This window comes from Dactylosporangium sp. NBC_01737 (genome assembly GCF_035963215.1).
Taxonomy (GTDB): domain Bacteria; phylum Actinomycetota; class Actinomycetes; order Mycobacteriales; family Micromonosporaceae; genus Dactylosporangium.
This window is the reverse complement of sequence record NZ_CP109153.1, coordinates 12187046-12200407: the sequence shown is the minus strand read 5'-3', so window position 1 is coordinate 12200407 and position 13362 is coordinate 12187046. Positions and strand designations below refer to the sequence as shown.

Annotated in this window: 12 protein-coding genes; 9 read left to right on the top strand and 3 right to left on the bottom strand. The window is 68.9% G+C overall.

The genetic code is table 11. The annotated features are described in order from the left end of the window. Positions 1–50: 50 nt before the first annotated feature. Positions 51–317 carry a hypothetical protein gene (locus OHA72_RS56200; RefSeq protein ID WP_327004308.1) on the top strand — a complete coding sequence of 89 codons (267 nt, stop codon included), beginning with the start codon at positions 51–53 and terminating at the stop codon, positions 315–317. Positions 318–403: 86 nt separating this feature from the next. On the opposite strand, the gene OHA72_RS56195 is transcribed toward OHA72_RS56200, so the two are convergent. Beyond that, positions 404–1048, bottom strand: a complete 645-nt coding sequence (locus OHA72_RS56195; RefSeq protein ID WP_327004307.1) for a TetR/AcrR family transcriptional regulator — start codon at positions 1046–1048, stop codon at positions 404–406. A 903-nt stretch (positions 1049–1951) separates the two neighbouring features. Here OHA72_RS56195 and OHA72_RS56190 point away from each other — a divergent pair. The 8 genes from OHA72_RS56190 (at position 1952) to OHA72_RS56155 (ending at position 10835) form a co-directional block, all read left to right on the top strand. After that, positions 1952–3415 carry an FAD-dependent oxidoreductase gene (locus tag OHA72_RS56190; RefSeq protein ID WP_327004306.1) on the top strand — a complete coding sequence of 488 codons (1464 nt, stop codon included), beginning with the start codon at positions 1952–1954 and terminating at the stop codon, positions 3413–3415. Positions 3416–3530: 115 nt separating this feature from the next. After that, positions 3531–4351, top strand: a protein-coding gene (locus tag OHA72_RS56185; protein WP_442788789.1) for an IS5 family transposase whose coding sequence is annotated in 2 segments (ribosomal slippage) — positions 3531–3879 and positions 3879–4351 — 822 coding nt in all. Because the reading frame shifts where the segments join, the coding sequence is not laid out codon by codon here. Between the two features lie 233 nt (positions 4352–4584). Beyond that, positions 4585–5217, top strand: a complete 633-nt coding sequence (locus OHA72_RS56180) for an IS110 family transposase (RefSeq protein WP_327004305.1) — start codon at positions 4585–4587, stop codon at positions 5215–5217. Continuing rightward, positions 5214–5738, top strand: coding sequence for a transposase (locus OHA72_RS56175; protein ID WP_327004304.1), 525 nt, complete (start codon positions 5214–5216; stop codon positions 5736–5738). The genes OHA72_RS56180 and OHA72_RS56175 overlap by 4 nt, the downstream gene beginning before the upstream one ends. Positions 5739–5798: 60 nt before the next feature. After that, positions 5799–6002, top strand: coding sequence for a hypothetical protein (locus OHA72_RS56170; RefSeq protein WP_327004303.1), 204 nt, complete (start codon positions 5799–5801; stop codon positions 6000–6002). 494 nt (positions 6003–6496) lie between these two features. Continuing rightward, positions 6497–9190, top strand: a complete 2694-nt coding sequence (locus OHA72_RS56165; protein ID WP_327004302.1) for an ATP-binding protein — start codon at positions 6497–6499, stop codon at positions 9188–9190. A 68-nt stretch (positions 9191–9258) separates the two neighbouring features. Then, positions 9259–10050 (top strand): alpha/beta hydrolase, encoded by a 792-nt coding sequence (locus tag OHA72_RS56160; RefSeq protein ID WP_327004301.1) that lies wholly within the window; start codon positions 9259–9261, stop codon positions 10048–10050. Beyond that, the gene (locus OHA72_RS56155) at positions 10047–10835 is read left to right on the top strand and encodes an SDR family oxidoreductase (protein WP_327004300.1); all 789 of its coding nucleotides are present in this window, start codon (positions 10047–10049) and stop codon (positions 10833–10835) included. Before OHA72_RS56160 ends, OHA72_RS56155 begins: the two co-directional genes overlap by 4 nt. A gap of 1049 nt (positions 10836–11884) precedes the next feature. On the opposite strand, the gene OHA72_RS56150 is transcribed toward OHA72_RS56155, so the two are convergent. Further along, entirely contained in the window at positions 11885–12244 is a 360-nt protein-coding gene (locus OHA72_RS56150; protein ID WP_327004299.1) for a hypothetical protein, read from the bottom strand. 172 nt (positions 12245–12416) lie between these two features. Then, complete coding sequence (locus OHA72_RS56145; protein WP_327004298.1) at positions 12417–13298, bottom strand: PP2C family protein-serine/threonine phosphatase; 882 nt, start codon at positions 13296–13298, stop codon at positions 12417–12419. Between the last annotated feature and the right edge of the window lie 64 nt (positions 13299–13362).

Here is a 13362-nt window from a genome sequence, read left to right as displayed (position 1 = left end):
TCACCCGCCGCCGGCGTCCGCAGACCGTCGCCGACCTCCTGTCCGCAGAGGTGGCGCAGTTGCGGGCCGTGTGGCATCCCTGCTCGCTCGACGACGTGCTGGCCGACGAGGGGAACGAGGTCGAGGCCGCCGAGGTCGTCGACACCGCCGATGGCCCCGACCACCTCGTCGACCAACGCCGACGGGACCACACGCGTCAACACTCCGATCGCGATGCGATCCGACAACCGCTCATCCGTCGGCGGCTTCGCCTGTCCAGCACGCGGCGCAAGACCACCATAGCAGTTGATCTATTAAGTCAGTGGTATTGGCCCTAGTTCCTTCTGGACAGCGTGCTCGCGCACCGGCCGTGATCCTCGGCGCACGACAGCATGAGCGAACACATACTTCCCGCGTATGCCCGCTACGATGCTTCATCCTGCTCGCGGGCGAGCAGGTGCAGATGTGTTATGGCCATGTTGATTGCGGAAGCCATCGGCGTGACGTCGCGGGAGGTCTGCGCCAACAGGTAGCCGCCCTGGACAGCCGCCACGAACCCCGTCGCAAGTTGGGCCACGTCGGCGTCCTGCGGAATGACACCTTCCTGCTGAAACCGGCGAAGGAGATCTTCGAAGAGTTCTTGCCAGGCCATGAACAGGTCGTGCAGCTTCCTGCGTGCGACCGAGTCCTGATCGGAAACCTCGTTCGCCAGGGAGCCCAAAGGGCACCCGTACCGGCCGTCTTGCAGGGCATTGCGCGCGACAAGTGCATCCCGCCAACGTCGCAGGCCCGCGAACGTTCTCACCTTCTCCAGGCGTTCTCGCTCACCGGTTATCGTTTGCTCGCCCACAAACTCGATCACTGCCCGTACCAGCGCTGGCTTGTCTTCAAAGTGTCCGTACAGCTGCGATTTACTGACTTTGCTCGCTGAGACGACGTCGTCCAGAGTCGTTCCACCGACTCCTCGCACGCGCATCAGATCGGCGGCGGTGGCGACGATTTTAGACTTCGTCTTCGCGCCACGCGCCGTCAACCGCGCGGCTGCGACGGTCTGCGAGCTCTCCTCCACACTGCCATGGTACTGACAGGACCGCCGCACGAACCAGGTCAAGGCATCAGCGCCGGGCGCGGCCGCAGCAGGGGCACCGGCGAAGGTGAACGTGGACGCGTGCAGCCACCTAGCCACATCTGGACGATTTCGTCTCGGTTGGTCAACCGTCGACGTCCCTTGAGGCGTCCCATCGGCCATCGTGAGCATTCCCCGCCCGCAGGCGTACCGGCCTCTGCGACCTCACCGCCAGGCGCCCGGCTGTATGACTCCGCCATCCCTTCTAAACCAACCAACATCCACAAGGTCCCGACAGACTCACCCGGACCGAGCGATTGTCATGGTGTCCGCGACACGCGCCGCTGCTGAGCAGGCTCTCGTCATGGATCACCGACGACCCGCCGGCTTCAGCAACGCGACCTGTGGGGGCGGTAGTGGGTTCGGTGGTCATTGGCCGAGTTGTCGGAGTGGCCGGTGGCCGTTGTAGTGCTCGGTGTACTCGATCAGGACCTTGGCAAGGTGTCGTTCACCGACGATGAGCACCCGGTTGGTGCACTCGCGTCGTAGCGTGCAGACGCCCGAAAGGCAGATGACGCCCGATCAGTCTTGGGCACGCGCAGCGGATCCGTCTTCGCCGCCGCCACAGCGGTCTACCTGTTGCATGCCGACGGCGCGTATCGCCTGCTGACCCGGGCGCTCGACGACGCCGGCACTGCCAGGACACCAATCTGGCTCATCGGTGGCTGGGCTGGTCGAGTGGGCTTCGCCGAGGCCCTTGATGTGGGGACGCGAGGCCCTAGGTTTACGGGCTCTGCAACCGGAAAGTTCGCACAAGAGGCTCGACGCGTGAGCCGATCGCAACCCCCACCGGTCGGCTCGCTGCTGTTGGAACAGGCCAACCTGGCTCTCGGAGGATGATGCGCCATGACGACTATCGAGCTGTATCCCGACGACGTTTACAACCAGCGGACGATCCGCCAGGGCCACCCATCTGACTGGGTCAACCGCGAAGGTGGTGACTACGACTTGGTGGTGCTCGGCGGCGGACCGGGCGGCCTCACCGCTGCCATGACTGCTGCTGCAGGCGGGCACCGCGTCGCGATGACGGAGCAGCGATTGACCGGGGGCACTTGTGTCAACTTCGGCTGCACGCCGAGCAAGGCGCTGATTCGCTGCGCACGCGCGGTACATGATGCCAGCCGCGGGGCCGAGTTCGGATTTCGGCTCGACGCCCCACCCCAGACTGATTTCGGCTCGGTCATGGATCGGGTCCGCAGGATGCGTTCCATGAGCAGCTCAGGCGATGCGGTCGAGGCGGCCGAGCAAGCGGGGGTAGAGGTCTACCTCGGGCACACGCGCTTCACCGCGCCGAATGCCGTGGAGGTCGAGGGCCGGACGCTGCGATTCCGGAAGGCTGTGATCGCCACCGGATCGGACCCCGTGGTGCCCCCCATCGAGGGACTGCGGACCGGCGAGTACCTGACCAATGAGACCGTCTTCTCACTGACCGAGCTGCCAGCCAGGCTCATCGTCATAGGCAGCGGTCCGCTGGGATGCGAGCTGGCCCAGGCCTTCCGCCGTCTCGGCAGCGAGGTGGACCTGGTCAGTCGCCCCAGGACCCTGCTGGCCCATGATGAGCCGGAGGTCGGTGAGCTGATCCGTCGCCGGTTCGAACAGGAGGGGATACGACTCCATCTCGGGTTCACGGCAGTACGGGCGGGCGCCGGCCGTTTGCTGGTGCTAGGCCCCGACGGGACACACGAGCTACCCTATGACGCGCTGCTGCTCGGCACCGGCCGCAAGGCGAACGTAGACCACCTGGACCTGGACGCGACAGGGGTACACGTCGCCAGAGACGGCGTGGAGGTAGATGAATACCTGTGCACCAGCAACTCCGACATCTATGCCGCTGGCGATGCAACCTTCCCGCAGAAGTTCACGCACGCGGCCATTGCGACAGCGCGGCTCTGTATCGCGAATGCGCTGGATGGAGCGCGTCGCCCGGCACGGGAGCTCGTCATTCCCCACTGCACCTACACCGATCCCGAGGTGGCCGAGGTGGGCCTGACTCCGCGCCGAGCCCGCGACGAAGGTGTCGCCATCGACGCTTACCGGCTCGACCTTGCCAAGGTGGAGCGGGCGTTCATCGACGGCGAGGAGGAGGGATTCGGGGCGATCTACACGCGCAGCGGCAGCGACGTAATCGCGGGAGCGACGCTTGTGGCGGCGCATGCCGGTGAGATGATCAGCGAGCTTACGCTGGCAGTCACGAACCAGCTGACGCTGGAGGCACTGGCCAACACGGTTCACTGCTACCCGACACAGGCCGAGGTCTTCCAGCGAATCGCACTGCAGGCCGGACCCCAGAGGGTCGCTGTGGCCCACTAAAGACTTTGAAGTAATGAGGTCCGCGTGTCGTGCCGTATCCACTTAGGGGGTGTCTCAGTTGGTGAAGTTGCGGCCTCGGGCATGATCTTTATTTGTGGCGGATGTTGTCGAGGACATGATCCAGACGTGGGCGCCGGATGACCTGTGGACGGTGGCACAGCCGTTGATTCCGGTTGCTGCGAAACGACCTCAGGGCGGTGGGAAGCGCCGGGCGGACGACCGGGCCGTCCTGGCCGCGATCGTGTACATGGTGCAGGCCGGGTGTTCGTGGCGGAAACTGCCCGCGGTGTTCTTCGGGGTGTCCCGCCCGACGGTGCACCGCAGGTTCACCGAGTGGACCAAGCACGGCTTGTGGGAACGGATCCACCACGAACTGCTGCACCGGCTGCAGGTGGCCGGCGGGATCGACTGGTCACGGGCGATCGTCGACTCGATCAGTGTCCGGGCCTTGAAAAGGGGGACCTGACCGGGCCAAACCCGGTCGACCGCGGCAAACCGGGCTCGAAGATCCACGTCCTGTGCGACCGGCGCGGGATCCCGTTGCAGGTGCTGATCTCCGCCGCGAACACCCCGGACGCGCAACTGCTGTTCCCGCTGCTGGACGCGTTCACCCCTGTGCGTGGGCGGCGTGGCCGCCCTCGCCACCGTCCGGAGAAGCTGCACGCGGACAAGGCCTACGACCACAAGGCGATCCGGGCCGAGGTGCAGCGCCGCGGCATCCGGGTCCGCATCGCCCGCAAGGGCGTGGAGTCCTCCGAGCGGCTGGGCCGGCACCGGTGGATCGTCGAGTCATGCCTGTCCTGGTTCACCAACAACCGCAGACTCGCCCGCCGCTACGAACGCAAAGCCGAGCATTTCCAAGCCTTCGCCGACCTCGCAGCCATCCTCATCTGCCAACGCCGACTCGCCAAAATCACCAACTCAGACACCCCCTAAGTTGGATCTACGACCTCAGCCCGGCCAGGCTGGGTCGAGGTGGCCGGCGGGTTGCTCTCTCCAGCGGGTGTCCACGGCACTTTGGGTGTGACTCTCATCTGGCGTGCGCCCGCCGGTCACCGCCGTGGGAGTGGCTCAAGGGGTACGCCCAGCTCAAAGTAGCGTTGCCCTCCCCACAACGTCCACTGTGTACGAGTGAGGAGGCGCAACGGATGGGCCGTGTGGTGATCGGGATGGATCCGCACAAGCGGTCGGCCACAATCGAGGCCATCGACGAGCGCGAGCTGGTACTTACCCAGGGCCGGTACGGCACGGATACCGATGGCTACCAGGCGATGCTCGCGGCCGGCCGACAGTTCCCGGACCGGGTGTGGGCGGTGGAGGGCTGCAACGGGATCGGTCGGCACATCGCTCAGCGTCTGGTCGCCGACGGTGAAACCGTCCTCGACGTGCCGGCCAAGCTGTCCGCCCGGGTCCGGGTGTTCGACACCGGACAGGGCCGCAAGACCGACCCGGTCGACGCGCACAGCGTGGCTGTGGCCGGGCTGCGCCGCCCGAACCTGCGTCCCGTGGTGGCCGATGATGTCACCGTCGCCATCCGCCTGCTGGTCGACCGCCGCGACGAACTCGGCCGGACCCGGACCGAGACCGTCAGCCGCATCCACCACCTGTTGCTCGAGCTGATCCCCGGTGGGGCGAAGAAGTTCCTCACTCGCGGCCAGGCCAGCTACCTGCTGCGCACGGCGCCGGCACCGGTCGGCGTCGCGGCCCAGACCCGCCATCAGCTGGCCCGTGAGCTCATCGACGAGCTGACCGTCATCGATGCAAAATCCGGGCTGCGGACAAGCACCTGCGCGAGCTCGTGACCGCGGCCGGCAGCTCGCTGACCGAACTGCATGGGATCGGCCCGTCCGGGTCCGCTCGGCTCATCGGTGACATCGGCGCCATCGACCGGTTCCGCAGCGCCGCGCACTTCGCGTCCTGGAACGGCACCGCCCCCATCGAGGCGTCATCCGGTGACCAGAAACGCCACCGGCTCTCCCGCGCCGGCAACCGACGCGTCAACCGGGTGCTGCACATCATGGCTGTCGTCCAACTCCGCCGCGACACCCCCGGCCGCGCCTACTACCGGCGCCGCCTGGCCGAAGGCAAGACCACCATGGAGGCGCTGCGGGCGCTCAAACGGCACCTCTCCGATGTGGTCTACAAGCGGATGGTCCAGGACGCCAAACGCGCACGAACCGATGCGACGGGCCCGGGAGGACACTCGGGAGCGACTCTGCAATCCAGCGCGGACGGCCCAATCCCGACAGCCACCTCTTCGGACAAGTCACAGCCCGGACCCGCCACCGCCAAGCGTAGAACAAACCTCGCTGCCACCCCTTGACTAGAGGGGATCCATGAGCGTGCACGTGATCAAGCTGACCGGCAGCGCAGCGGAGCGCGCTTGCGTCAGGCGGCGACCGTGGGGAAGATCTCGCATGCGCGTCGCTGGGTCGCCGGTCTCACCGTGCTCGCGATCGTCGTTGTGGCGGTGGTCGTGCTGTGGCGCCGAGTGCACGACCCACGGCAGTACCCGGGCAGCGGCGACCACGTCATGCTCAGCTACTCGCTGGATAGGGCGCATCTGACGCTGCCGGAGTGCGGCTAGCGGCATGCGGTACTGGTACCACGGCAACCTCTTCGGCGAGGCCGACACGCTGATGCGGATGTCCGCACTGCGCGGGTGTCGAACAGCTTCTGACAGCGAACGCGGCCGAGCCAATCCACGCTGAGGACAGGCCGCCAACGTTTGTCACCCGCGCGCCGACCTGACCACTGCCGCAGGCGCCGGGCAGGTTCGTGGCAGAGGTGCGCGCCGGTCGGGCGGCCCGGTGGCCGCGCTGCTTCTCGGGTGGGGACGAGGTCGCGCTCGGACGAAGGTCACCGCCTCCGGCTCGCGACGAAGCTGCGCGGTGCGGTTTCGCGGTACCGCCGCCGCGCATCGCTCGGCGAGGCGCTCCGGTGTCGGCCCCTGCGTTAGGTCTGTCACGATGGACAGCGGGGCGTGGTCACGGTTAGCTCGGTGCTGTGAGCGCTCCCACCTCTCGCCAGCTCCTCGGGCGGGACGACGAAATGCGGGTTCTGGCCAGGCACCTTGACGGGGTGGACGTTCTGGGGCGCGCGGTCGGCGTGATCGGTGAGCCGGGCGTCGGCAAGAGCGCGTTGCTCGCCGAGGTCGTGGAACAGGCCCGGGCGCGCGGCTTCACGGTACTCAGCGCACGGGGCAGCCAGTCCGAGACGCATCTGCCGTTCGCCAGCCTCCACCAGGTGCTGAGGCCCCTGCTGGCCGGGGCCGACCGGTTGCCGGCCCAGCAGCGCGACGCCCTGCTCGCCTGCTTCGCCATGGGGAGCTCCAGCGAGGTGAACCCGTTCTTCGCGTTTCTGGCGGTGCTGGAGCTGCTCGTCGACCTGGCCCGGCGGACGCCGGTGCTCGTGGTGCTCGACGACCTGCACTGGATGGATCAGCCGTCCATCGACGCGCTTGCGTTCGTCGCCCGACGGATCGGCAGTGAGCGGGTCATTGTGCTTGGTGCGTCGCGGCCCGGGCCGCTGCCGTTCGCCGACGCGCATGCGGTCGAGTGGATGGAGCTGGGCGGGATCGACGACGGGGCGGCGGCCGCGTTGCTGGACGAGCGGGCGCCGCGGTTGCCGACGGCCTCCCGGGAGCGGGTGCTGCGGCAGGCCCGTGGAAATCCGCTCGCCCTGGTCGAGTTCGCCGGTGCGCTGGAATCGGGGCGGTACGCGTGGGTCGAGCTCGACGACGACCTGCCCATGACGACACGGCTCGAGCGGGCGTTCGCGGCGCGGGCCGAGCACCTCGGGGCAGCCGCGGGGGCGGTGCTGACCATCGCCGCCGTGGACGACGGTGACGACCTGCACGATGTGCTCGCGGCTGCGGGGATGCTGCACGGGGCGCCGCTGGACCGGATGGCGGCGCAGCCGGCGCTGGAGCACGGACTGCTGATCGTGGTCGGCGAGCGGTACCGGATCGGTCATCCGCTGGTCGCATCCGCACTGCGGCAGGCGATGTCGCCGGACACGCGGCGTCTGGCGCACGAGGCGCTCGCCCAGGTGCTGGCGGCGCATCCGGACCGGGCGGTGTGGCATCGGGCCTCGGCGGTGTCCGGGCGGGATGAGGACATCGCGGCCGCGTTGGAGCAGGCGGCCGGCAATGCCCAGCGGCGCGGGGCGATCGCCTCGGCGGCGGCGTGGCTGGAGCGGGCGGCGGCGCTGAGCCCGGACCCGCAGGACCAGGCCGGCCGGCTGCTCGGGGCGGCGGAACTCGGGTTTCAACTGGGCCGGTTCAGCCAGGTGGAGCAGATCAAGACGAAGGTCACGGGGATGCCGCTGCGGGCGCGGGACCGGTCGCGGCTGATCTGGCTCGAAGGGGTCTTCCACGACGGCTCGACGGGGGAACCCGCCGAGGTGCGGCACCTCGTCGACCTCGCCGGCCAGGCCGTCGACGGTGACGTCGAGCTGGCGGTGCAGCTGCTGGTCGGCGCGGCCCGGCGGGTGTGGTGGCGCGACCCGGGTGAGGGGCTGCGGCACGAGATCGTGCAGGCCGCCCAGCACCTGGGCTTGCCGGACGGCGACCCGCGACGGCTGGCGATCTTCGCCCTGGCCGAGTCGCACGAGCAGGGGCCGGCGGTCATCGAGCAGCTGGCCCGGTGGCCTGCCGACGCCGGTGGGCGGCCCGACCTGGCGGGGCTGCTGGGCATCGCCGCGTTCTGCACCGGCGACTTCGGCCGGGCGGTCGCGTTCCTGTCCACGCCGGTGCAGGAGCTGCGGGCGCAGGGCCGGATGAGTCTGCTCGCCGAGGCACTGGCGATCCGGGCGTGGGCCGAGATCTACCTCGGTACCTTCGACGCGGCGAGCTCGGCCGACGAGGCCATGCGGCTCGCCGACGAGACCGGCCAGTCGCTGTGGGCCGCGACCGCGCGCATCGCCGTGGCCCTGATCGACGGGGTCGGGCACGGCTGGGACACCCGGCACCACCTGCTGGCCGAGGCCGAGGTGGTGGCCCGGCGCACCCCGAACGCGGCGTCGTCGCTGCTGGCCGGCGTGCAGCTGGCCCGAGGGGTCGCTGAGCTGGGCGCCGACCGGCCCGACCCCGCATTCCGGGAGCTGCACCGTGTCTTCGAGCCCAGCGACCCGGCCTTCCAGCGCCAGCAGCAGGTGTGGGCGCTGAGTCACCTGGCCGACGCCGCCGTCCACACCGGCCGGCACGCCGAGGGCCGCGACGCGCTGGCCGCGATGGAGCGGCTCGCGGGCGCCTCACCCGCGACGGGCTCCATCATTGCGCTGGAGTATTCGCGCGCGGTCCTGGCCGAGCCGGTCGCGGCCGAGCCTCTGTTCACAGCGGCCATCGACGGCGCGAGCCGGACGCTGCCCTGGCACCGGGCCCGGGCCGAGCTGGCCTTCGGCTCGTGGCTGCGCCGGCAGCGCCGGGTCGTCGAGTCCCGCGACCCGCTCCGTGCGGCCAGGGCCGTCTTCGAGTCCGTCGGCGCCCGTACCTGGGCGCAGCGGGCCGACCGGGAACTGCGGGCGACGGGTGAGCGCGGCTGGCAGCCGGCGGCCAACCTGCGGGACCGCCTGTCGCCGCAGGAGACCCAGATCGCCGAACTGGCCGCGCAGGGCCTGTCCAACCGCGAGATCGGCCAGCGCCTGTTCCTGTCGCACCGCACGGTCAGCTCGCACCTGTACCGCATGTTCCCCAAACTGGGCATCGCCGCCCGCGGCCAGCTCGCCGAGGCGCTGTCGAGCCACGTGCAGTCACTTGACGCTACTCAAGACTGAAGCCTGCGGCGCCGGTGTCACCTACGGTCATCACGACTGCCTGTGATCGTAAGGAGTGGAGAACAACCGTGACCACGCCCGTGCTTTTCATCCATGGCCTCTGGCTGCATGCCTCGTCCTGGGATCCGTGGACCGACCTGTTCCGTGCCAACGGCTATGACCCGCAGGCCCCTGGCTGGCCCGGCGACGGCGAGACCGTCGAGGCGTCCCGCGCGAACCCCGAGGCGATCGGCGATCACGGTATCGACGATGTCGTGGCGCATTTCGCTGCCATCATCGAGCAGCTGCCGTCAGCCCCGATCCTGATCGGGCACTCGTTCGGCGGCATGATCGCCCAGAAGCTGCTGGGCCAGGACCGCGCCCGGGCCGCCATCGCCATCGACGCCGCGCAGATCAAGGGCGTGCTGCCGGTACCGCTGTCAGCGCTGCGGGCGACGCTGCCGGTCTTCAAGAACCCGGCCAACGTGCACCGGGCGGTGTCGCTGACCCCGCAACAGTTCCGCTTCGCGTTCGCCAACACGGTGTCGGAGCAGGAGTCCGACGAGTTGCACGCGCGCTGGACGATTCCGGCGCCGGGTAAGCCCCTCTTCGAGGCGGCCACCGCGAACTTCAACCCGCACTCCCCGGCCAAGGTCGCCACCGAGAACCAGAACCGGGGCCCGCTCCTGCTCATCGCCAGCGGCAAGGACCACACCGTCCCGGAGTCGGTGACCCGCTCGACCCTGAAGCAGTACCGCCACTCCGAGGCCGTCACCGACATCCTGACCTTCCCGGACAAGGCCCACTCGCTGACCATCGACGCCAGCTGGCGCGAGGTCGCCGACACGTGCCTGACCTGGCTGAAGGAACACTCCCTGTGAACCTGGGTCTGGCCGGCCGCCGGGCCGTGGTCACCGGCGCCAGCAAGGGCATCGGCCTGGCCGTGACCCGTGCGCTGTTGCAGGAGGGCGCCCGCGTCGCGGCGGGCGCCCGGCACGCCTCGGCCGAACTCACCGCCACGGTCGAGGAGGCCGATGCCCTCGTTGTCCTCGCCGACCTGACCACCACGGCCGGCTGCGCCGCGATCGTGGACGCGGCCGTGACCCGCTTCGGCGGTGTCGATCTCCTCGTCAACAACGTCGGCGCCGTCCACCCGCGCACCGGCGGCTTCCTTTCGGTCACCGACGAGGACTGGCAGCAGGCGCTCGAGGCCAACGTGTTCTCGGCCGTCCGAGCCACCCGGGCCGCGTTGCCCCACCTGCTGGCCGGCGCTCCGTCGGCCATCGTGACCGTCTGCTCGGTGAACGCGACCCTGCCCGATCCCGGCGTCATCGACTACAGCGCGGCCAAGGCAGCGCTGCGTAGCTTGTGCAAGTCGCTGTCGAAGGAGCTCGGCCCGTCAGGCGTCCGGGTCAACACGGTGAGCCCGGGACCGGTCGAGACCGAGCTCTGGCTGGGCCCAGGCGGCGTGGCCGACACGCTCGCCCGGGCCGGGGGCGTCGACCCAGCGGCCGTGCGGGCGGCCGCCGTTGCCGGCACCGCGACGGGCCGCTTCACCCGCGCCGACGAGGTCGCGCAGGTGGTGCTGCTGCTCGCCGCCGAGACCGCGGGCAATATCACCGGCACGGACGTCATCATCGACGGCGGCCTGGTCAGCACCATCTGAAGCGTCCGGCGATACGTGTCCGACCAGCTGACCGAACACGCATCGCCGGATCGTCCGTTCGGTCGATCATGAGCACGTCTACGGAAATGGCGCCCGGTCGACCCACCCGGCGGAGCCTGTTCGCCTTCAAAGGCGCGATGGAGGCGCAGGACTGACGTGCCGGGGGCCTGTTGTTACAGTCGCATCGGAATCGCTCAGTCAACGGCAGCAGAGGGCAGGCGACCAAGACGTAGTCAGCTCGGCAGCCCTCTCTGCCGCTGCCGCAGCCACTACGAGCAGCATGAGGTCAGGTGCGCGCATATCAAGCAGATGAGTGCACCGGCTCCGCCGCTGGACACCGGGCGGCGTAGCTGAGCCGCGGCGCCACCGCCGGGCGACAACCGGCCGGCACTCGGCCCCAACCTGACACAGGCCCGGGCACCGAGATCGACCCCGGTCTGCCGCCACCCTGTTGGGTCTTCAACAGTCGCCGAAATCTACAACCAGTCAGATGCCGCCCACCGACCGTCACCCGCCGGATCCCTTTTCGGAACGGTGGACCAGGCGGCACAGAACCGCGCCGGCCAGCACGAACCGGTCTGGACCCTTCCGAAATAGCCGATCACTTTCAGAACACTTCGAGTCCACAGTGGACGAAACGAGAGAGGCGGCTGATCTACGTTTCCGCAGGTCAACCGCCTCTTAATGTTGCGCGCCCGAAGGGACTCGAACCCCTAACCTTCTGATCCGTAGTCAGATGCTTTCCGCAGTCCCCACCACTCTGACCTTCTCACACGAACGTGCCGTTTGGCAACCCCTCCGTCCAGATGGATGGGTTTACGTATCGGCTGGTCCGCGGCTTGCGGCGGACATGGCACGACTCGGGAAGCGCCCGGCTCCGGGGCACGTGCCGGAATACGGCCTTGCGTGCCTGTCAATTGCTGAACGTCCGATCACGTACGGAACACATTGCGATCGCTGGCATGGCGTGCGTAGGCCCTATCACCGCCGCGGCGCCCGCCGTGCGTACCGGACAGCAGGACGCCCGACAACAGATCGAACCGGGACCTTCATATGGGCTGTCGGGTGATCCAGGCTGTCGACGCCGCTTCTCCATTCGTTCCCGCACGGGACTCGTCTGCCACCGGGAACCCCAACCGCTGCGTGATGTCGCCGGCGGTGGTGCGGTCGGTGCCGCCGGCCGGCGCGTGTCGGCTGACAAGGAGTCGGCCGCCCGGCTCGACGAGCGTTCCGAGGGCGTGGTGCAGCAGGTCCGCAAGTCGGTCGGCCGGGACGAGGTCGACGATGACGTGGACGAACGCGAACCGGCGCCGGTCAGCCGGCACATAGCTGATGGCATTGCCGACGGCGATCCGGTCAGCCCAGTGCGGCAGCCGGGCCTGCCCCGCCGCGACCAGACCGAGGGCCAAGGTCAACGCCGTACGGCTCGACGTGCAGGCCCCGCCCGGCGGCCCACTGGTGCACCGACTCCATGAGCAGACCGTTGGCGCATCCGACGTCCAGGAAGGTGCCGTCACGATCGGTGCCGTCGACGATCATCTCCCGACTGACACGCCACCCATGTGGTCGACAGGAGCGGGTTCAGTCCAGCGCGGCGCCGTAGCGCAATGATGGACGCCATTCCACGAGCACCGCGGTCGCGTCGTCCGGCAACTGCTCGTGCTGCTGATAGGTCAGCACCTCCCGGATCATCCGGCGCATGGTCTCCGGCGCCGGCATCTTGTCGGCCAGGGCTCTGGTGACGAACTCGGTGAGTCGCTCCACACCGAAGAAATCCCCGGTCACGGTGCGGGCCTCCACCACACCATCGGTGTAGACCAGCAGCGCGTCACCGGGCTCCAGCATCTCCTCCGCGACGTCGGGCAGCGGGTCGCCGAGGTACCCCAGCCCGAGCGGCAACGCCGTCGGCCCGGCCAACGCCTTCACCAGCCGGGCATCCCGCAGCAGCAACTCCTCCGGATGTCCGGCGCTGATCCTGCGGTAGACGCCGGTCCGGACGTCGAGCTCACCGAGGACAGCGGTGACGTAGTCGTCGGGATGCTGCGCGTGGACCCACTTGTCCACCGAGCGGTACGTGTCGACCAGGTCCAGGCCGCAGCGCCGGGCGTTGCGGTACGCAGCGATCGCCAGCGCGGTCAACGCGCTGGCCGCGATACCGTGCCCGACAGCGTCGAACACGGCGACATGCAACACGTCACCGTTGAGCGTGTAGTCGAACGCATCGCCACCGACGTCGTAACACGGCTCCAGGATCCCCGACACGGCCGCGTCGCCGGTCGCGAACGTCAACGGCGGCAGCAGATTCCAGATGATCTCGGCCGCGATCTGCATCGGCAACCGCCGCCGGGTCCGCTCCAACGCGTCACTGGACCGTTGCCGCACTACCAAGATCTCCGCCAGCACGGCCGCCAGTTCCCGCAGCTCCTCAACGACCGCCGCGCTCAACGGGGCAGTCGTCTGCACTGCCAGCACACCGAGCCGGTCGCCGCCATCGACCATCGTGTGGGGCTCGTAAATCGGGTTTGGG

Excerpts from the sequence above, each read along its gene's own strand:
- OHA72_RS56190 (WP_327004306.1), top strand. The coding sequence starts at position 1,952 with ATGACGACTATCGAGCTGTATCCCGACGACGTTTACAACCAGCGGACG.
- OHA72_RS56180 (WP_327004305.1), top strand. The coding sequence starts at position 4,585 with ATGGATCCGCACAAGCGGTCGGCCACAATCGAGGCCATCGACGAGCGC.